Here is a 22,612-nt window from a genome sequence, read left to right on the forward strand (position 1 = left end):
AAATTAACTATATAATTGCAAGATATTCTAACTATATGGTAAAATTAGACTTTGAAAGGAAGTGTAATAAATGTCACGTGTAGAAAAGAGTACTAAAAACAATAAAAGAAAAAAGAAAAAATCAGTAGGTTTTAAAATACTAATAGGCTTCTTATGTGTAATACTAGCTATTGGTGTAGTTGGAGGTGGGTATTTTATAGGACTTCTTAATAAAATGGAAAGCGTAAAATTAGATAATAACGATCTTGGAATATCAAAAGATGAATTTGATAAATATGAAACATCATCAAAAATAAAAAATATAGCACTATTTGGAGTTGATGCTACTGATGGAGAATCAGGTAGATCTGACTCTATAATGATAGCCACTATAGATCCAGTTCATAACAAACTAAAAATAACATCAATTATGAGAGACTCATATGTAAATATAGCAGGTCATGGAATGGATAAAATAAACCATGCATATGCCTTTGGTGGCCCTCAACTTTCTATTAAAACTTTAAACGAAAACTTTGGTTTAAATATAGAAGATTTTGCAACAGTTAACTTTTCATCACTTCCAGTTGTAATAAATATCCTTGGAGGTATTGATTTAGATATAACAGCAGATGAATTAAATTATATTAATAGCTATGTAGATGATATAAATGTAAAAGACGGAACTAACTCTCCTCGTATTGCAGCTCCAGGTATGCAACATGTAAATGGAGTTCAAGCTTTAGCTTATTCAAGAATTAGATATACAAGTGGTGGAGATTATGAAAGAACACAAAGACATAGAACAGTTCTTACTGCACTTTTTAATAAGTTAGCAAGTACCCCTGTTTCTTCATATAATTCAATTTTAAATGAATTATTACCATATGTTCAAACAAGCTTATCAGCTACAGACATAGTTTCACTTGGAACAAAGGTTTTAAGTACAGGAACAAACTTAGAACAAGAAAGATTCCCAAGAGATGGTTTTGGAGAAGGAGCTAATATAGATGGAGTTTACTATTTAACTTTTGATAAAGATGTAACTGTAAATCAAATTAGGGAATATATTTTTAATGATAAAAAATAACTATTAACGTTTACTTATACTTAATTGCAAAAAAAATACTGGAATTTGTAATTCCAGTATTTTTTTTATTAATACTAATTATATTATTACACTATTTATGAAAATAATTATATATCTTTTCTAATATTTTTTCACAAGCTTTCCCATCTCCATATGGGTTGCTTGCATGTGCCATATTATTATATTCACTCTCATTTCTTATTAGATTATTAGCTATTTCAATTATATCATTTTTATCTACACCTGATATCTTTACTGTTCCAGCTTCTACAGCTTCTGGACGCTCTGTTTCTGTCCTTAATACTATAACAGGTTTCCCCAATGCAGGGGCTTCTTCTTGAATACCTCCAGAATCAGTCATTATGAGAAATACTTTATTCATGAGATTTGCAAAGTCTATATATTCAAGAGGCTCTATTAAATGAACTTTATCCTTTAATCCATTGAATATTTCATTTGCGGCACTTCTTATACTAGGATTTTTATGCATTGGAAATATCACTTTCACATTTTCATTATCTTCTATTAATTTTCTTATTGCTAAGAAAATATTTCTTATAGGTTCACCCCAGTTTTCTCTTCTATGAGCTGTTAATAATATAACTTTATCCTTCTTGAAATCAATATTATTTAACTCATTATTTTCAAATTCATGCTTATCATTAATAACACTTAATAATGCATCTATAACAGTATTACCTGTTATATAAACATTTTTATTAATTCCTTCTAAGTTTAAATTTCTTTGATTACTAATTGTAGGTGCAAAGTGAAGTGTTGCAATATTTCCTGTTAGCTTTCTATTAGCTTCTTCAGGAAATGGAGAGTATATATTACCACTTCTTAATCCGGCTTCTACATGTCCAATAGGAGTTTTATTATAAAAAGCTGCTAATGCTGCATTTAGTGTTGTTGATGTATCTCCATGAACAAGTACTATATCAGGATTACAATCTTTAATAACTTTGTCTACTCCTTTTAGAACTTTACTAGATATATCAATTATTGTTTGTCCTTGCTTCATTATATTTAAGTCATATTGTGGATGTACATTAAATATGTTTAAAACTGTATCTAACATCTCCCTATGTTGAGCAGTAACACAAACTATAGATTCAAATCTCTCATCTTTCTCTAACATTTTTACAACTGGACACATTTTTATCGCCTCTGGTCTTGTTCCAAAAACTGATAATACCTTAATTGACATTAAAATCTCCCCCCATTTTATCTTATTAAATTATAATAACTATTCTACTATGTATTTATCTAATTTATCTAAGATATCCTCCCAATAAAAGTTTTTATATGCATAATTTCTAATGTTATTATATAAATTTTCATTAAAATTAATTTTATTACATGCTATTATTAACTTATTTGCTAGCTCCTCTACATTATCTATTTCAAATATATCTCCTACAATATCATTTTTTACTATAGTCGTTGCAGACTCATGATTTGATGTAATTATATAACATCCTTCCATTAATGCCTCTACTAATACTAATCCAAAACTCTCACATCTAGAAGGTAAACAAAATATTTTACTTTTTCTATAATACTCTCTAATTTCTTTAAAATCATCAATTTTACCAATAAATTAAATTTTATTTAGTAAATTTTTATACTTGCTATTATATTCATTTAAATATTTTTTAAATTCATTATCAATATCACCAACAATTATAAGTTTCCAATTCTCTATCTTATCATTACATTTTGCAAATGCTTCTAAAAGTATATCTGTAGCTTTTTGATAAGTTCCTATTCTTCCTACTGTTAATATAATATTACTTTTATTACCAAAGTCAGTCGATACTTCATCATTATCATAAAATCCATTAGGTAAAAATTTCACATCTATTTTCCACTCTTTTTCTATATAATCTTTAATAGTATAATTCTCAACTGTAATTAAATCTACTTTTTTTAAAATATAGTTCTTTAATTTTTGTTTAATAGAATTTTTATTAAAATCATACAATTTTATATTATTATCCGCATCTAACTTTAAAAATACCTTACCCTTGTTATTTAATATTTTATATAACATAATCCATCTAAAATTTCTAATTGAAGTAATATGATATAAATTTAATACATCTATTTTTCTTGCATTTTTTATTAAATATAGAGAAAAATCTATAATAACTCCATACTTTTTTTTAATAAATTCTAAATCTATGCTATTCTTGTCATAATCATATACTTCTTCATTCTTATAAGTTACTATTTTTACATCATAACCTTTATACTTTTTTAATAAAATTGGAATTAATCCAACATCCTTTTTTAAATGAAAACTTTTTAATTCCGGAAAAAATGTTACAAATCTCATATTTATCTCCTACATTTTATTAATAAAAATGCCAAGGTAAAACCTAAGCATTTTTATTAATGTATCTATTTATACATTTTCTTATAATAATTTTCATATTCACCTGATGTTATATTATTCATCCATTCTTTATTGTCTAAATACCATTTTATAGTTTTAACTATTCCAACTTCAAATGTAGTTTCTGGATACCAGCCTAATTCTTCTTTAATCTTAGTTGGATCTATTCCGTATCTTCTATCATGACCTTTTCTATCTTCAACAAACTTCTTTAGGTTTTCTGTTACTTCTTTATCTACATTTTCATTTAAATATGAAATTACTGTATCAACTATTTGTATATTTGTTCTTTCATTATGTCCACCTACATTATAGACTTCACCTAATCTACCATTGTTTATTACCATATCAATAGCTTTAGCATGATCTTCTACAAATAACCAGTCTCTTATATTTAATCCATCACCATAGATTGGTAAATCCTTATGAGATAAACAGTTATTTATTAAAAGTGGTATTAATTTTTCTGGGAATTGGAATGGGCCATAGTTATTTGAACATCTTGTTATGTTAATTGGCATTTTATAAGTATCACCATATGCCTTAACCATCATATCTGATCCTGCTTTACTTGCTGAATATGGGCTATGTGGGTCTAATGGAGTTGTTTCCATAAAGTATCCTGTATCTCCAAGTGATCCATATACTTCATCTGTTGAAACATGTAAGAATTTAACTCCTTCTTTAAATCCACCTTTAACTTCCCATGCATTTTTTGCACAATTTAAAAGATTAACTGTTCCTAATACATTAGTCTTAGCAAATACTTCTGGTTCTTTTATACTTCTATCTACGTGAGATTCTGCTGCAAAATGTGCCACATAATTAATTTCATATTTTTCAAATAGACTTGAAACTAATTCAGCATCGCATATATCTCCTTGTACAAATATATGTCTTTCATCATTTTCTATTGATTTTAGATTTTCTAAATTTCCTGCATATGTTAACTTATCTAAATTTATTATTCTTATATCTTCATATTTATTTAACATATATAATACAAAGTTTGATCCTATAAAACCTGCGCCACCAGTAACTAAATATGTTTTCATTATTTATCTTCCCCTTTTTAATACTAATTTAAATTACTTATAAAACTTTTTAAAGCTTCTTTCCAATCTCTCATCTCATCTCCAACAGTACATCTAAGCATCATATTATCAAGTGATGAATATTCTGGTCTTTTTGCTGGAGTTTTAAATTCTTCTGAAGTACATGGATTAACGATACACTTTCTTTCTGATAATTCCATAATAAGTTTTGCAAAGTCATACCAAGTACATTCACCTTTTCCTGTACAGTGATATATACCGTATTCTTCTGTTTCTATTAACTTAAGTATATGATATGCTAAATCATTAGCATGTGTAGGATTTCCTCTTTGATCATTGACTACATTTAATGATTCTTTTTGTTCTCCTAAACTTCTCATTGTATAAACAAAGTTTTTTCCTATATATCCATAAAGCCATGCAGTTCTAACAATATAGTATTTTGAAGAAAACTCCCTTACAAACTCTTCGCCCTTTAACTTTGTTTTACCATAAACACTATAAGGAGCTGTTAAATCATATTCTGTAAGTGGCACTTCCCCTACTCCACTAAATACATAATCAGTTGAAACTTGAACTAATTTAGCTCCAATTTTTTCACAAACTATAGCTAAATTTCTTGGACCTATAGCATTGATTTTAAAAGCTAAATCTCTATTACTTTCACATCCATCTACATTTGTAGCTGCTGCACAGTTAATTATCACATCTGGATTAACATTATTTAAAACGTCCATAACCATTTCAAAGTTTGTTATATCTAAATCTTCAATATCTAGTGCTACTACTTCAGAAGATTTTATTGTATCACTAACTTCTCCAATTTCTGATCTTCCTTTTTTTATTATATCTTGAAGCTCATTTCCTAACTGTCCCTTTGAACCTGTTATTAATATTTTCATATTTATTGGTCTCCTTTTAAGTGAAACTTTGTTTTAAATTAGTAAACAAAAGGTACATCTAATTCTTTTAATGTCTTTTGTTTTTTATCCTTTTCTGATAGTAAAATTTCTTCTATTCCTTCTAAAGGCCATTCTACTCCAACTTCTGGATCATTCCATAAAAGTCCACTATCATATTCTGGTGCATAAAAATCTGTACATTTATAATTAAATGTTGCTGTATCAGATAAAACTACAAATCCATGTGCAAATCCTTCTGGCACATAAAATTGTCTTTTATTTTCTGAATTTAAATAAACACCTTCCCATTGTCCATAAGTTGGTGATCCTTTTCTTAAATCAACAGCAACATCAAAGACTTCACCTTCTGTTACTCTTACAAGTTTTCCTTGAGTATGTTTAGTTTGGAAGTGTAACCCTCTTAAAACACCTTTTTTAGATTTAGATTCATTATCTTGAACAAAAGTCATTGTTAAACCAGCTTCATCAAAAGCTTGTTTATTGTAACTTTCCATAAAATAGCCTCTATTATCTCCAAAAACTTTAGGTTCAATTATATATAAATCTTTTATTTTAGTTTCAATAAAATTAAAATTACTCATTTTTTTCACCTCTTACTATCTTGTTGTTGCTACTTCTCTCATATGCTTTGCTTCAACTTCTTCAACTATATCAACTAAATATTTACCATATCCAGTTTTCATTAATGGTTTTGCAAGTTCTATTACTTGACTTGCTGATATCCAGCCTTGTCTATAAGCTATTTCTTCTAAACAAGCTATATAAGTTCCTTGAGTATTTTGAACTGCTTCAACAAAATTTGATGCTTGTAACATAGATGAATGTGTTCCTGTATCAAGCCATGCCATTCCTCTACCTAATAAGTTTACTGTTAAGCTTCCTTCTTCCATGTAAACTCTATTTAAATCTGTTATTTCTAATTCACCTCTTTCAGATGGCTTTAAAGCTTTTGCTTTTTTAACAACTGAATTATCATAGAAATATAAACCTGGAACTGCATATTTAGACTTTGGATTTTCAGGCTTTTCCTCTAGTGATATAACTTTACCATAATCATCAAACTCTACAACACCAAAAGCCTTAGGGTCTTGTACATAATATCCAAATACCATAGCACCTTTTTCTAATTTTGCAGCTTCTTTTAAATGGCTACTAAAGTTTTGTCCATAAAATATATTATCACCTAATATCATTGCAACATTATCATTTCCAATAAACTCTTCACCTATTATAAAGGCTTCTGCTAATCCATTTGGTTCCTCTTGAATTGCATATTCTATATTTAAACCTAGCTCTGATCCGTCTTTAAATAGCTCTTTAAAATTAACTATATCCCTTGGTGTAGATATAATTAATATATCCTTTATTCCTGATAACATAAGTACTGACATAGGATAATAAATCATTGGCTTATCATATATTGGTACCATTTGTTTTGACATTGCCTTTGTTACCGGATAAAGACGTGTTCCTGATCCCCCTGCTAAAATTATTCCTTTCATTTTACCTCTACTCCTTTTTATCATTTACTAATTTAGTATATATCTCCATCAAATTATCACAATATTCTACCAAAGAAAACTTTCCAGCGTGTTTTACACAATTATTTGACATCTCTCTATATGAAGTATCATCCAAATTAAATATCTTATTTATAGATGTTGAAATTTCCTCAATATTAGTTGGATCAAAACAATATCCATTAATGCCATCTACTATATTCTCTTTAATTCCCCCTAAGCAACTTCCTAGAACTGGGGTCCCTAATGCCATAGATTCTATTACTGTTAGTCCAAACGTTTCATTCCACACAGAAGGTATTATTGTACATCTACTTCTAGCTATCTCTTCATATAAACTTTTTCCACTCTTAAATCCCATTAATCTTACATTAAGTAAATTATTATCTCTTATATACTTTAATATCTCTTCTTCTTGTGGCCCAGTTCCTATAATTTTCACACTTATATCAGGGTGAATATATTTTACACTTTTTAAGAATTGTATTATACCTTTTTCTTCTGATAATCTTCCATAATACAAAACTTGTTTCTCTTTGTTCACTTTAACATCTATATCCTTTATATCTATTGTAAGAAAATTTTGCATTGTTTTGATTTTTGATTTCTCTATTCCAGCCTTTATTAGCTCGTTCTCTACAAAATAACTTGGACAAATTATAGTGTCTATAGCTTTATAGCTTTTAATTATTTTATTCATATAAGCTTCTACCGTAACTAATGTACTATTAAATAAAGAGTTTTTATGACATCTTTCCTTTATACAATTGTAAAATTTACCATTATAACATTTATTACATATTCCATTACTATATGTTTTATAATTTGGACAAATTATTTTATAATCATGTGATACATATACTATTGGTATATTATATTTTTTTAATGCATGTATTACTGATAAAGATAATTGATGATAGACTAAATTAATATGTGCTACATCTGGTTTTTCAATTTCTATCAATTTACATAATTTATTATATGCCTCTTTAGAATAAATTAATTTAATAGCATTTTTAACTTTTTTTGAGTTATTTGAATAATCTACATTATCAACAAAATATTTTTCCCAAGGAGAATATAAGTTTTTTTCATCCTTCATAGAAAAATCTATTATCTTATGTCCCCTTGACATTAGTTCATTTCTTAACTTAAAAAAATAAGTTTCCGATCCACCTTTAACATAAAAATACTTATTTAAAAATAGAATTTTCATTTTAATTCTCCTTGAACATATTTCATTAATTCAATATATCTTTTTTCCCAAGTATTATTAGCCGCATACTCAATATATTCTTGTTTCTTATGGTTTTCTCCTACTATATTTTTTACTTGTTGTACAAAACTCTCTTTACTATCATAATAATAAATAGGTGCATTCATATTTTTAGTTTCATCTAACTCTCTTGAAAGCGCTGGTATTCCAGCTGCTAAATATTCATATATTTTTAAAGGATGAATTGAATTCGTAAGATTATTATTAATAAATGGCATGATTCCTAAATTTGCATACTTTAGATATTGAGGTATTAATTTATGATCTTTTCTTCCTAGTAATTTAACATTATTATTTTTCTTGCTCAGCTCTTTTATCTTTATATTTTCATTACCTATAAAAACAAATGTACAATCCTTAAGTCTTTCTATAGCATAAGATATTGTTTCAAAATCAAACCATTCATGAATAGCTCCTACATATACAACAATTGGACTGTTTATTTCAATATATTCTTGTGGAATTTCATATTCAATTTCAAATCTACTTATATCCACTCCATTAGGTAAATAAATAACATTTTTATTATCTTTATAAACTTTATCAATTAAAGTTTTAGCACTTACTATTACTAAATCTGAATTCTTCACTACCTCTTTTTCCATATCTATCATAGTTTTATACGCATTAGGAAATCCTGAAAAATCATCTGCCATTCTATGAATACTATATCTATAATTAAGTTTTTTTGTATAATATAACATTTTTACATTAGTAAGCCATAGTATATCCCAATCAGTATTTCTTATTTTTTTATTGAATTCAATAGATGAAAAATCACAATATCTTTTAGCCCAAAATTTACTATCAAAAAAAGGTAAGTTAGTCATTGGCGCAATAACTTTTGGTATAATCTCCCCCTGACTTTCTTGATCTCTATTAGTAAATAATTCTGGTTTACTTATCCATACTGTATCATTCTCTTTATCAAAACATTTATTATAATAATGACTTCCAACTTGAAACACTTCATTCTTCCTTAAATATTCAAACATTATAACGTTCATATATAATATTCTTCCTCTCCTTAAATAAGCAATTTATCTTTTATTTTATCTTGACTTAAAGTATTAACCATAAATCCTATTAAAGCTACTTGTAACATTGCATCTGAAAAAGTTGTTATTGCATTATTTGTATTAATAAATAAAATACAGCTTAAGTAATAAATAAATAACAGCTTATTTTTTTTGAATATTGCTATGGAAGGTAAAATAAAAGCTAATATATATATAAATATAGTTCCTATTATGCCATAATCAAATGTAAACATAATAATCGGATATTCAAAATTAGTATAATTAGTACTAATTTGCTTTACTATATCTCTTGAATTTTCAAATCCACCACCTAATATTAGTGGAATATCAATATCGGACTCCTTTAATTCTCTTAGTACTATAGTTCTGCCATTTGCGATATCTCCCTTTTGGAATCCATCTATAAATCGTTGTACTAAATTATCTCTTACTATAGGTATATTAACTATTATTAATCCGCTTATTAAACATATTCCCAATACACGCTTCTTATTTTTTATATCTTTACTAAATATTAAATCAAAAATAAAAATTACCATAAGCAATCCAGTTCCCATTTTACTCCCTGATAAAATTATCCCTAAAATAACAACTACTAATTTTAACACTCTATCATAATTATTTTTATATCCACAATATCTATTTAATAGCATAAAATAAAAACAATATCTTGCTAGTGTTAGTGGGTGACCTAAAATAGAATAAAATCTATAAATTCCCCATCTAATTTCCATAGCAGCTAACTCTGATAGTTGACTATAGTTACCAACAAATAACTTTTCCGCTAAAATACCTTGTACTATATTATTATTTAAGTAATCAATTATCCCTAAGATAATAATAATATAAAATAAAGTATTAAAAATAATTCTGACATTGCTTAAAGATTTTTTTACTAAATTTTCTTTTACTGTAAAACACAATAATGTTAATGGAAAGCACATATAAATATTTACATATATAGTATTTCCTATACTTCTATTTAAGATATTTGATATTGTAAATAAAACTACAACTGCTACAAGAAAAATCACTCTAGTCCTATATATTTTTATTTTTCTTTTATAGAACAATATTCCTAATAGTAATACATATATAATAATAAATATGTAATTAAACCTTGTTGGTAAAAATCGCTCACGAATAATATCCGGAGTAATAAATACTACTAAGAACATTATTGTAATTAATGTAGATATTATAAAATCGTCTTCTATTTCATCAAATCTTTTTAATATGTTTATCATAACTCCCTCCATTTATAAATAAACTTAATAAACCTTATGATTATTTTCATTTCTGTAATATAGTAATTTTCCTGGAACTCCAACTATAATAGAGTTTGGTTTCACCTCTTCTATAACTACTGAATTAGCTCCTATAATGCTTCCATCTCCTACGTTAAAACTTCCTAAAAGCCTTACCCCTGGTGAAATATAAACATAGGTGGCACTCCATAATCTCTTCTTCCTCCAATTGTTATTCCTTTACCTAAAACATAATTTTCTCCAATAATAGCTTTTTTATGTATAACAACACCTATTCCTCCATATCCAAAATAAGAATCCTTTCCTATCTTCGCAGTATGTGGAATATATGAGTTATGCCAAAAATTATTTATCTTTGTAATGTCCCATGCTAATGGCTCTAATTTATATTCATGTAACTTTCTTGCAACTCTATATAATTTTATTGCATTCATGGTGACTCTCCTAATAAATGTTATCTAAATTATACTACTTTATAAGTATTATAATTTAAATCTATAGTTACAATTCCATCAATAATCTTATACCTTTTACCTGATTCATCTATTAATGCATTTCCTTCTGAAATCTTTAACGTTATCTCTTTATAACATATATTCTTTTCGTTATCTAGATTAATAAAAATTTTATCCTCTTCTATTTTAATCTTTAGATTATCCCTATAATACACATATGATGCTAATTCTGTTCCTGTACAATACCAAACGTTTTTTTTCTTTAAATATTCAAAAATATATTTTAAACTTTTTGAATCTGTAAATATATTAGGATATTGAATTTTACCATCATTTCTAGCAGGAGAAATATGTTCTTGTATTGATATTACTAAATTATTATTTATTAATCTATCTATAGTATCTAACTTTTTCTTTAAAATTATTTTTTTTAAAATTTTCTTTATTAATGCCTTAAATGTAAATGTATTAGAATTTAATATAGATGTAAAAATCCCTCCATTTAATGTTGTTGGTATATCAATCACTTTATTTTCTCCAAAATATTTTATATCCATATTAGAAATAAAATTATAATCTTCACCATAAAGCCACTTGCTATTTGGTTTAGATTTATCACTTTTCTCAGTTTCCATATTACAATATCTACACCACCATAAAAATTCATTTTTATCTATACTATTATCTGAAAATTCATTACTTTGATATCCACAATATTTTCCACCTAAAGGATATACTGTTACTGCATCTTTAAATATGTCCATTCCTTGTCTTACTTTATCACAAGCCTCATTATAACTAGTATATAATTGCCATTCCTGCTTAAAATTTTGTCCTATATCACTTACTTCACCATGAGTAATTCCATGATATGCCAATTCGTATCTTTTATTGAAATGTAGTTTTTTAAAAAACTTTTTACTTTCCTCATCATGATTTATTGGATATGAGTACATTGGAATATCACTATTTTTTATAATTCCAACTCGTTCTCCAACTGGTACAAAAAAAGTTACTTTTATCTCATCATTTACACTTAAAATATTTTCTTCTAAATATCTTATTGATGAATTTTCACTTTCTCTCCAAAATCCCCAATCTTCACTTAAATTCACTTTAGAATCTTTATTAACGTCAACCCAAGAGTTTGCTAAATCATCTATCATAAAAATCACTGGACTATTAGAATTATTTTTCCATTTACAAATTTCAACCCTCATTCTGTACACCTCTATTATTTAATTTTTTTAAATATTTTCTACAATATACATAAACAATGTCTTTATCTATTATTTTTAAAATCAGTATTCCTATCACCCATAATATAAACATTATTATTTCTAAAGCTATCTCTTTCCAAAATAACATATTATTTATCGTCAAAAAGTAATAAATAATATAAATGAAAATTGATATAAAATAACATTTCATTATTTTTAATGTAGTTTTAAATTTAAATTCACATACCTTATTAGATAAGTATTTAAAACAAATATTAATAAACATATATGATAATATTGTTGCAAGAGTTGCTCCATACATATTTAATTTGGGTATAAGTAAAATATTTAAAACTATATTTAATATACCACCACTTATCATAATATATGGATCATAATAAACTTTATTTTTAACATATATACCTAAACTAAAAAATTCAGATTTTCCATAAATAAAGTACGAAATTAATATTAGAGGTACGATTTTATATGCATCTATGAAATCATTACTAGAAAAAAGCATTACCATACTCTTACTGAATATTGCAATTAATAAAATTATTGATATTCCTAATATATGATATTTTTCATACCATATATTTAACTTTTCATTTGCATCGTCTTTATTCCATACCTCATACTTAAATGGAGTAAATGCTTTTTTAAAAGGTGTGACAAAAACCGGATCTATAAGTATTCCAAATTTATAACCCAAAGAATATACTCCAGTTATAGATAGCCCCACAAAATATTCTAATACATATCTATCTGCTAAATTTAAGATAACTGCCGCTACTCCAGATGGTAATAATTGAACACTATACTTAAACATTTTTCTTAGCATTTTTTTATCAATTTCAAACCTGATTTTTTTATAATATTGTTTTAATAATATTATTAAAACAATAAAATTGCTAATTACGTATCCTTTATACATTCCTAAAATTTCTTGGTCTCTAAATGCTACATAATATATTACAAATAATAAATTCAATACTAACTTTATTAATTCAAATTTCACTACTTTTGTGGCTTGAAATGTCATAGAGTAATTAATTAATAATAAATATGAAAACTGCTCAACTGACGCTCTTAAAATTATTAATAACATAATATAATAAGCATTATCAATTTTCAATAAAGTATGGGAATAAAATGGAGCTAAAAATAAATTTATTATAAATATAGCAACCATAACTATTAAAGCAAACGTAATAGCTGTGTTCTTTAGTTTTTCTCTTTCCTTATCATATTCATTATAATACCTAATATATCCTGATCCAATTCCTAAAATAACAAAAATACCTACAAGACTATATATCATATCAACTAAAGATAATTGTCCAAAACCTTCTGTTCCTAACTTATATGTATATAAAGGAACTAATAAAAAACTAATTAATTTATTTAATATTTGTCCTATTGCATATATTACAGTTACTTTTTTATACTTAACACTCACTTTATCTATTTCCCTTCATAAAGTCTAATTATTTCATCACTAGAATCCTTAACATTGATATCTTTTAACTTAGTTTTATATACATCATTATTACATATTAAATCCTTCATCTTTTCATAAAACTCACTATTATTATTAACATTAAATAAAATTGTTCCTTTTGGTCTTTTGCATACATTTGTTGCTAACGCCGGTGTTCCTACAAATAAAGCCTCTGCAATTGATACTCCAAATCCATCTACAATTGTAGGTCTTATAAATAAATCACTATTATTAACTATAGGATATAGCTCTGTATTTTCCACTTCATAAATAACAACATTTTCTTTCATGTTATTTTCAACTATAAACCTTTTTAATTTATCATAATATTCTTTTTGTTTACTATTTAGATTTTTACTATCTAAAATAGCAATTAGTAGTATTATTTCCTTATTATTTACACCCTCATCTAATAAACATTTTAATATTTTTAGTGTTTTATAAAAACCATATACTTCGTTATCATCATAAAACGCTATTGAACCATTAATTACTATTTTAAGTTTAGGCGAATTCATGAATTCATTAACAATATTAGGATACACTTCTTCCTTATTATTTTTATAAGGAAAAATGAATGAAGGTATATATACTATTCTATTCATATCGTATCCAGAATCTCTTAAGAATTTGACATTTTTTTCATCTACAAAAATTGTATTATCAATTTTTTGTAATGTATATACTAACATTTTTTTTATTATAAAATTACTTTTTTTCATTTGATCTAAATAGCTCTGTCCATGAACTGTTAAAATTATTTTTTTATTTGTTATAAATTTAAAAATCCATAAAATAGATCTAACTTTATAATTAATCGTATGAAAATGGATTATATCACTATCTGATTTTAAAAGCTTAATAAATAAACTCACATAACTTTTAATATTATGAATGTTCTCTCCTTCGCTTTCTTCTTTGCTTTCGTTATATAGATTTACTTCATATCCTATACTCTCAAGATATTCTTTTAATCTCTTAATATGAATAGATATACCTCCTATTGGAGGTGGGTACAACCCTACAAGTGAAATCTTCTTCATTATACTTTGCTCCTTAATTTATTTAAACTAGATTATTTATTACTAATCTATATTTTCCTGATTTTGTTCTCTCTATTTCCTTTTCTAATATTATTTCTATGTCAAAGAATTCTCCCCATCTTTCTTTTTGAGCAGCTAATATTTTTTGTTCTATCTCATTTGAATAATTTTCTTTAACTTTCAAATGAAATTCTACCTTTCCAATATGATTCTGTATTATCTGAAAGCATTCAACATAAGTCCATACAAATTTATCTATAGAAATTGTAAATCCTGGAATTTTGTCTCCACTTTTAGTAAATAAAAACTCTTGATTTCTTCCATCTAAATGTTGGATTACTAAATCATTAATTCTTCCAAAATCTTGTGTTCTATATCTTATAAATGGCATAACCTTATTCCAATAACTAGTTCCAACAATTTCATAATTTCCATTTTCATCAATATAATTTTCACTAAATCCATATATAGTATCACATTTATAGCTTATTTTTTTGCCATCATATATTCCCCATGCACAATTACTTCTTTCAGTCATTCCATATTGAAAAACTACTGGGACTCCTAAAACCTCTTTAATATTATCTAGTACATCTATAGTTACCATTTCAGATGCTAGAAAAACAGCTTTTATATTTGGTAATTTAAGCGAGTTCTCCTTCATATATCCTAACAAATAATTTATATTAGATGGATATGCATGAAAAAATTCTCCATTAAATTTTTTTATTTCTTCATATATAGTTTTAATCCACTCATTATTTAGGTGATATGGAGATATAAATAATCTATTTCCTCTTATAGTACATGGAAATTCATTCTTTTTTTTCATTCCATCGGATCCCATTCTAATTATTTTTTTATTTGGTTTATATCCAAACTTACCCCATTGATAATCAAAAAATGCCCACTCTAGTCTATTTTCATTTATAGTTCTATATACTTTTATCCCATTTCCAGTTGAACCACCACTTGTGCTCATTTTTAATTTATCTATTTTAAATTTATCTGAAATAAAATCTAAAGGTCTATCCATTATTGTTTTTTTATCTAAATACGGAAATCTCTTCAAAACCTCTATAGCATTTTCCTCATTTATATCCTTACTGTCTATACCTAAATCCAAATTTCTATAATAAGGAACATTATTTAAACAATTCTTAAGTTGTTCTGCTAATAACCTCTTAGCTTGTTTTTGTTTATCAACTTCACTCAAATTTAACATTTTTAATATATCATTATAATCATTTCCATAGTAAATCTTTCTTGGAATACTATTTCTTAAATATATAGCTTTATTAATCATTTTTACCTCCAATTGATTTATTTTTAAATAATAATACTTTTGTAAGAAATAAATTTATTTTTATACTTGTCCACTAATATTCAATATTAAACTCAATAGATCTACTTTCACTAAATCTATAAGTTATTCTCTTACTTTTCGTCAATACACCATAAGATGGTGATATATTAACTTCTTCTATTTTAGGTAATATAGATAAGCTGTTTGTCATTTTTATAATTTTCCCATTTACATTTATCTCAATATAATTTTTAATTTGTTCAATATTATGGTTTTTACTTAGTATGAAATTAACTTCAAATTCTAAATTTTTAATATTTCTTTTTTCTTTTATTTCTATATCATCTCTAATTACTATCCTTCTATTCAATAGTTTAACTTCTCTATTATGTATAGCTCCATACTTTTCCAAATATCCACTATGACTTCCAAAGAATATATTTCCATTTAGTCTTCCACTTGCTTTACACCTATCCCTAAGTTCGAAAATACTTTTCTCATTAAATTTGTTTTGTTCTTCTCCATTAATATTTAATGTATTATGCATAAAAGTACTTCTATATAAATTTCTCATTTTATAGTTTGAAGTATATACATATGTCCCTGGGTCAATAAATATATCTTCATTAAATATTGAAAGTTCAAAGGATAATTGTTCATTATGACTATGTCCACCTTGACCTCTAAAAGATAATTCACCAGCCCTTATTAAACAATAAACTTCTTTATTTCTTAGTATGAAGTATCCCCCTTTATCATATTCTAACATTTCTTTATCTTTTTTCGTTACTTTAGTTCTTTCTTTTCTACCCCAGATTATATGACATTCCTCAGTAGATACATTATCTTTTAATAAAATTTCATATAAATAAGATGCTATATCTAATAAGTAAAGTACTTCTTTTCTATTCCAAGAATAATATTGTGATAATATTATTACTCTTCCATCATCATTATCTCCTATAAAAGGTATGCAATAATTATCTTTACTCACATTATTTAAGAAATTACACATAGCTTCTAATTTTTTATTTAACTCCACGGAAAATTCAATTTGATTTTTCTTTGCATATATAACGGTATATAAATATAACTCTGTTACTAATTTATGATATGATGTTGATCCTTCATAAGTTGTACCATCATAATTTACTTGTTCTGTAATTTCTTTTTCTAAATTTTCCTTTGCAAATAAAAGCCAATTTCTACTTTCATCTGATATTTCACCAAAATATATACCTAACCATAATAATCCACATAAATCAGAAATATAGTGATTTGATTTTACCTCTCCTTTATTTTCTAAATTTTTCCATATGTAAGTTCCATGCTTATATAATAATTCATTATATTCATCCCAAAATATATTACTTATTTTATTGCTATAAATAAAAAATTCCTTTGCTAAAATTAAATTAATAGCTCGAATAGCAACTTCCATAGCACAAGTCCAATTTACTGACATATTATATGGATTTTGTATTTTCCATGATTCTATTTCTTGTATAAATTCATCACTATATTTCTCATCTTTAGTTACAATAAAAGCTTTTCCTAAAGTTATTAAATGCTGGAATCTAGAAAGTTCCCATGGTAATTTAACATCTATATTCTTATTTAGATCTATAATCTTAATCAACTTATAATATTTATTTTCCCATGTAAAATTACTTACATAATCTCTATTCCAGTCTATATTTTCACCTAAACTTTCACCTGACATCCCCAAAAAATTAAACTTATGTAACAAAATTTTATTTGAATCTAAAATTAGGTTATCTTTATCAATGTAATTATTTTTATAATATTCCTTAACCCCATTTATATCGATGAAATTATTAACTTTATTTAATTTTAACTCTCTTATAAAATATTTTTCTTTAGTTAGTTTATTTCTATAAACTACATCTAATAGTAGCCATTTTATTTTCATTAATGGATTTCTAATAGTCTTATAAAATATTTTTTTTATAAGATATTTTACCCCTTTAGTCTTTAGCTTATATAAAAGTTTTTTAACCATGAATACTCCTTAAATAATCTACTCTTTAAAATAACAGTAGGCATACATACTTATACCTACTGTTATTTTATTATATTTTATAAATTTTCTTTCCAAAATTTATAACATTTCTTGTATCATATATTATTTTTTCATTAAGTAACTCTTGTTTTTCTAACAACTCATTATGAGAAACTAAAACAATTATTATTTCGCAACACTCAACAAACCCTTCTAAGCCAAAATGTTGATTATTAAACATTTTATTCTTAATATAAGGATCGTAAATTTGTACATTATCTATATTGTATTTATTAAATATTTGTAATAACTGTAATGTAGGACTTTCCCTCATATCATCAACATTTTCCTTATACGTTAGTCCATATAATCCTACCTTAGAATAATCTTTAATATTATTTTCTTTCATTATTCTATGTAATTTATCATATACATATTTAGGCATAGCATCATTTACTTCTCTTGCACCTAGGACTACATTTACTATATCTGGATAGTCACCAACTAAGAACCATGGATCAACTGATATACAATGTCCACCAACACCCGGTCCTGGTTGTAAAATATTAACTCGTGGATGTTTATTAGCTATGTTTATTAATTCATAAATGTCCATATTTTCTCTATCACACATTTTTGCTAACTCATTTGCGAAAGCTATATTTATATCTCTAAATGTATTCTCAACAACCTTGCTCATTTCAGCTGTTTTAATATCAGTAACTACTATTTCCCCTTTACAAAAGCTCTTATACCATTCTTTTATTTCATATCCAATATCACGTGAATCTGCTCCTATTGTTCTTGAATTATTCTGAAGCTCATATACCATATTTCCAGGTATTATTCTTTCTGGGGCATGCGCTATATTAACATTTTTGCCCGTTTTAAGTTTATTCTCATCTATTAATGGTCTTATAAATTTGTCAATTGTACCTGGAGATATTGTAGACTCTATAGCTATAATCGCTCCATCCTTACATACCTTAAGAACATTTTTAGTTGCTTCTATAACATAAGTAGCATCAATTTTTTTACTCTCCTCCATATACGGAGTTGGAACTGTAATTATATACCTATCTGTTTCTATATATTCTGTAGAAAACTTTATTCCTTTTTCTAATGCTTTTTTAAAAATATTTTCTAATCCATCCTCTTTGAATGTTAAATTACCATTATTTAATGTATCAACTAAATCTTTATTTATATCAGTTCCTACTACTTCTACATCATTGTTTGCAAACATTAATGCTGTTGGTAAACCTATATAACCTAATCCGATAATATTTAAAGTACTCATTTAAAATTCCTCCGTTTACTGCATATTATTTTCTATTTTGAAATTCATTAATTCTATTATCAATGATTTTTCCATCTTTTATAATCGTTGCAGACTTAATTATATCGCACTCTCTATTCTCTATTAAAATATCTAAATATTTTACAACTTCATTACTAATAGCACTTGTTGAAGTTTTATATAATATACTTGGTGTATGATCAACAACATAGTGAAGTACATTTTCAGAATAATAAACAGGATTTTGAATAGTTGTTGGTATGCTTGTCTCTATAGCTCCAGATTTATCACAACTAATATCAATTATCATAGAGTCTCTTTTCATTCTCTTTAAATCTTCTCTATATATAATATGATCCTTCCTCTTAGTATCCCATAAAATTGCATTAACAACTACATCATATTCTCCAATCCTATCTCTTAACATTCTTTCCATCTTTCTATCATATACTTCTACCTTTGCACCTAATGACGTAAGTGTAGTTAATGCTCCTCTTGCACTATTTCCTTTGCCTATTAATGCAACACTAGTCTCATATGGTAACCTTCCATAAATACTATATGCATTGAATATAGCAGCCTCTCCTGCAATTTCATTATTCCTCCAAAAAGAATGTCTTCCCATTTCATACATATCTTCCCATGCAATAGCTGTTAAATTATTATTTATAAACTTATCTGTTATTTCTCTATTTTGAACAGCATGTATCCATCCAAAAACAATCGTTCCATTCTTCAGGCTAGATATATATTCTGAATCACCCGCCTTAGGATCACATATAATATCTTGCAAGATAGCCTCTTTTTTCTCAACTACATTAGCTCCTGTTTTTAAAACTTCATCATCTGAGATATTAAAATTTTCAAAGTAACCTTTTTCAAAAAATAAACAATTAATATTTTTCACAGATTTAATATCGTCAAAATGTATTGCTATTCTTTTTTCATTTTCCTTAGTACTCTTTAAAAAACCTACTGTTTTCATAAATACACCTCTTATTTTGAATGATATAAAATATAATTTATATACTTGTAAATAAATATTCGTATTTATTTACTATTTTTTCCCACCTAAAGTTTTCTTTTATTCGTTCTCTTGCTTTATTAGCTAATTTGTCCCTTTTATTTTTACTAAGTTCGTCTAATTCATCTAATAAATTTGCAAGCATTTTTTCTTCCTTATTAAAATATATCGCTCCATCTTCTCCTACTTCTCTATTAAATCCCACATCTAATAAAATATTTAATTCTGTAGATGCTAAAGCTTCTAAAAGTGATGGATTAGTTCCCCCTACTTCATGTCCATGTAAATATCCATAAGCATTTTCTCTAATTTTCTTTAATAACTCTTGATCATATACAGTCCCTACAAATTTTATTCTCTTATCATTTTCAAAATTTGTTGTTCTTTTTAGTTCATCATAAAACTTATTTTTCTCTTTATTAGTTATAATTACGAAATCTTTTTTTGTATTTGATTTCATGAATTCTCTTATCATAAGCTCATAATTATTTTCAGGAACAAATCTTCCTACAACTAGATAATACTCTTTTTTAATAACATGTTTACTTCTGTACCATTCTGTTAAATTTACATCATCATCACTTAACTCTGATAATTTCTCATCTGCACCATATGCAATATAAGTTGTTCTTGGATTATATTTTTTATAATCATCTTTTATATAACTTTCAATATTAACCGAATCACATACTAATAAGTCAGCATTTTTAACCATAAGTTTTTCGGATATCTTCCAGTACTTCCTTATCAAAAAGTTCCATTTTGCTCTTTTCCATTCATGTCCATCTGGATTTACAAAAATCTTTACGCCCATTTTTTCTGCAAGTCTTTTATATGGTTTCATAAATGGCCCAATCCTACAAGCTAGTATATAAATAATACAATCAGTCATATTATTTTGTTTAATATATTTTAAAGATAATTTTAATGCTTTAATATCATAATATACAGCTTTTGCTGCTCCTATATTAGGTACATTAACATTAAAACATCTAGCATCATTATATTCAAATTCCTTTTCATCACTCGCCATACAAGAAACATGATACTTAATTTTTTCTGACTTTCTATACTGTGTTAACTTATCTACAAATGTTTCAAATCCACCATAATTAGCTGGTATTCCTTTGGAACCTATAATAAAAATATTTTTCATCTCTTTTTACTCCTATATTTATCCATATAATACGTATCCTTATAAAATAATCCTAAATAAAATTTAAAGATTATATCTTATAGTTATTTATGATGCATTTCTATCTCCAAATAAAACAAAAAACGTCTTAAAAATAAGCTTTATATCTAATAAAATGTTTCTTTCATTTACATATTTAACATCAAGCCTCATCCATTCTTCAAAACCTATAGCATTTCTCCCTGATACTTGCCAATAACATGTTAATCCTGGTTTAGTTTCTAGTCTTTTAAGCATCCATGGTTCAAATTGTTCTACTTCTTTTGGAAGACTAGGTCTTGGTCCAACTAGGCTCATTTCTCCTTTAAGAACATTAATTAGTTGTGGTAGTTCATCAATGCTTGTCTTTCTTATAAACTTACCAACTTTCGTTATTCTTGGGTCATCTTTAATTTTAAACATAGGCCCAGACATTTCGTTTTGATCTTTTAGTTTTTCTTTTATCTCTTCTGCATTTAATACCATAGATCTAAGCTTGTACATTTCAAATTCTTTACCATTTAATCCCACTCTTTTTTGGGCAAAAATAATAGGGCCTTTTGATTCTAATTTTATTAAAATTCCTACTATAATTAGTATAGGACTTAATATTATTAAACCTACTGCAGCTCCTAATATATCTATTATTCTTTTAAAAAACTTATAAATATCACTACTTTTTTTGGTAGTGATTTCAACCTGAGTTGCTAAATCCGCTTTCATGAATTATGGTCCCCCTTAACATAAATCTTTTAAATCTTTTTTATATTTATAATAATTCATAGTTAAAACTTAAAATTTTCATTTAGACAAATTGTATTATATCATACTTTTTATATTCCTTAAATCTCAATTAACTGGCAAATAAATATACTAAAATTTCTATTTTTTTCTTTTTTTTAATTAATTCGCTAAAAAAATATGATTTTTAAATTTATAATACATTTTTACCCTTTTTTTTATATTATACATAACATATAATTATATATATATTAAAAACTTTTCTTCTAG

The 22,612-nt window shown here is 25.8% G+C and carries 19 protein-coding genes and 1 pseudogene; 1 reads left to right on the forward strand and 19 read right to left on the reverse strand.

The genetic code is table 11. The annotated features are described in order from the left end of the window. The first annotated feature begins 70 nt into the window (after window positions 1-70). A complete protein-coding gene (locus tag ACYQ1T_RS03120; protein ID WP_459831653.1) occupies window positions 71-1,069 on the forward strand; it encodes an LCP family protein in 999 nt (332 codons plus the stop codon). Between the two features lie 91 nt (window positions 1,070-1,160). Here the strand turns inward: ACYQ1T_RS03120 and wecB are convergent, their stop codons facing one another. The 19 genes and pseudogenes from wecB to ACYQ1T_RS03215 all read right to left on the reverse strand — a co-directional run bounded on the left by wecB (window position 1,161) and on the right by ACYQ1T_RS03215 (window position 22,324). Further along, the gene (wecB, locus tag ACYQ1T_RS03125) at window positions 1,161-2,279 is read right to left on the reverse strand and encodes a non-hydrolyzing UDP-N-acetylglucosamine 2-epimerase (protein ID WP_459831655.1); all 1,119 of its coding nucleotides are present in this window, start codon (window positions 2,277-2,279) and stop codon (window positions 1,161-1,163) included. 39 nt (window positions 2,280-2,318) lie between these two features. Next, a pseudogene (locus tag ACYQ1T_RS03130) lies at window positions 2,319-3,410 on the reverse strand (glycosyltransferase family 4 protein). 65 nt (window positions 3,411-3,475) lie between these two features. Next, on the reverse strand, window positions 3,476-4,525 hold the full coding sequence (gene rfbB / locus ACYQ1T_RS03135) for a dTDP-glucose 4,6-dehydratase (RefSeq protein ID WP_459831658.1): 1,050 nt from the start codon (window positions 4,523-4,525) through the stop codon (window positions 3,476-3,478). Between the two features lie 23 nt (window positions 4,526-4,548). Continuing rightward, complete coding sequence (rfbD, locus tag ACYQ1T_RS03140; RefSeq protein WP_459831661.1) at window positions 4,549-5,427, reverse strand: dTDP-4-dehydrorhamnose reductase; 879 nt, start codon at window positions 5,425-5,427, stop codon at window positions 4,549-4,551. Between the two features lie 38 nt (window positions 5,428-5,465). Beyond that, entirely contained in the window at window positions 5,466-6,029 is a 564-nt protein-coding gene (gene rfbC, locus ACYQ1T_RS03145; protein ID WP_459831663.1) for a dTDP-4-dehydrorhamnose 3,5-epimerase, read from the reverse strand. Window positions 6,030-6,044: 15 nt separating this feature from the next. After that, the gene (rfbA, locus tag ACYQ1T_RS03150) at window positions 6,045-6,950 is read right to left on the reverse strand and encodes a glucose-1-phosphate thymidylyltransferase RfbA (protein ID WP_459831665.1); all 906 of its coding nucleotides are present in this window, start codon (window positions 6,948-6,950) and stop codon (window positions 6,045-6,047) included. A gap of 7 nt (window positions 6,951-6,957) precedes the next feature. Beyond that, window positions 6,958-8,184, reverse strand: a complete 1,227-nt coding sequence (locus ACYQ1T_RS03155; RefSeq protein ID WP_459831667.1) for a glycosyltransferase — start codon at window positions 8,182-8,184, stop codon at window positions 6,958-6,960. Then, window positions 8,181-9,251, reverse strand: a complete 1,071-nt coding sequence (locus tag ACYQ1T_RS03160; protein ID WP_459831669.1) for a glycosyltransferase — start codon at window positions 9,249-9,251, stop codon at window positions 8,181-8,183. Before ACYQ1T_RS03160 ends, ACYQ1T_RS03155 begins: the two co-directional genes overlap by 4 nt. A 20-nt stretch (window positions 9,252-9,271) precedes the next feature. After that, a complete protein-coding gene (locus ACYQ1T_RS03165; protein ID WP_459831671.1) occupies window positions 9,272-10,531 on the reverse strand; it encodes an O-antigen ligase family protein in 1,260 nt (419 codons plus the stop codon). A 173-nt stretch (window positions 10,532-10,704) separates the two neighbouring features. After that, window positions 10,705-10,986, reverse strand: a complete 282-nt coding sequence (locus tag ACYQ1T_RS03170; protein WP_459831674.1) for a hypothetical protein — start codon at window positions 10,984-10,986, stop codon at window positions 10,705-10,707. A 29-nt stretch (window positions 10,987-11,015) separates the two neighbouring features. Beyond that, window positions 11,016-12,227 (reverse strand): hypothetical protein, encoded by a 1,212-nt coding sequence (locus tag ACYQ1T_RS03175; protein ID WP_459831677.1) that lies wholly within the window; start codon window positions 12,225-12,227, stop codon window positions 11,016-11,018. After that, complete coding sequence (locus ACYQ1T_RS03180; RefSeq protein WP_459831680.1) at window positions 12,217-13,689, reverse strand: oligosaccharide flippase family protein; 1,473 nt, start codon at window positions 13,687-13,689, stop codon at window positions 12,217-12,219. The genes ACYQ1T_RS03175 and ACYQ1T_RS03180 overlap by 11 nt, the downstream gene beginning before the upstream one ends. A 5-nt stretch (window positions 13,690-13,694) precedes the next feature. Then, on the reverse strand, window positions 13,695-14,774 hold the full coding sequence (locus ACYQ1T_RS03185; protein WP_459831682.1) for a glycosyltransferase family 4 protein: 1,080 nt from the start codon (window positions 14,772-14,774) through the stop codon (window positions 13,695-13,697). Between the two features lie 22 nt (window positions 14,775-14,796). Next, window positions 14,797-16,080 (reverse strand): phenylacetate--CoA ligase family protein, encoded by a 1,284-nt coding sequence (locus ACYQ1T_RS03190; RefSeq protein WP_459831685.1) that lies wholly within the window; start codon window positions 16,078-16,080, stop codon window positions 14,797-14,799. A 73-nt stretch (window positions 16,081-16,153) separates the two neighbouring features. Beyond that, the gene (locus tag ACYQ1T_RS03195; protein WP_459831687.1) at window positions 16,154-18,103 is read right to left on the reverse strand and encodes an alginate lyase family protein; all 1,950 of its coding nucleotides are present in this window, start codon (window positions 18,101-18,103) and stop codon (window positions 16,154-16,156) included. 70 nt (window positions 18,104-18,173) lie between these two features. Continuing rightward, window positions 18,174-19,403: a nucleotide sugar dehydrogenase gene (locus tag ACYQ1T_RS03200; protein ID WP_459831690.1), complete on the reverse strand. Its 1,230-nt coding sequence runs from the start codon at window positions 19,401-19,403 to the stop codon at window positions 18,174-18,176. Between the two features lie 25 nt (window positions 19,404-19,428). Next, the gene (locus tag ACYQ1T_RS03205) at window positions 19,429-20,388 is read right to left on the reverse strand and encodes a N(5)-(carboxyethyl)ornithine synthase (RefSeq protein WP_459831693.1); all 960 of its coding nucleotides are present in this window, start codon (window positions 20,386-20,388) and stop codon (window positions 19,429-19,431) included. Window positions 20,389-20,425: 37 nt separating this feature from the next. Further along, window positions 20,426-21,583 (reverse strand): beta 1-4 rhamnosyltransferase Cps2T, encoded by a 1,158-nt coding sequence (gene cps2T / locus ACYQ1T_RS03210; RefSeq protein WP_459831696.1) that lies wholly within the window; start codon window positions 21,581-21,583, stop codon window positions 20,426-20,428. 87 nt (window positions 21,584-21,670) lie between these two features. After that, complete coding sequence (locus ACYQ1T_RS03215) at window positions 21,671-22,324, reverse strand: sugar transferase (protein ID WP_459831699.1); 654 nt, start codon at window positions 22,322-22,324, stop codon at window positions 21,671-21,673. Between the last annotated feature and the right edge of the window lie 288 nt (window positions 22,325-22,612).

Source organism: Clostridium carnis (assembly GCF_054657435.1).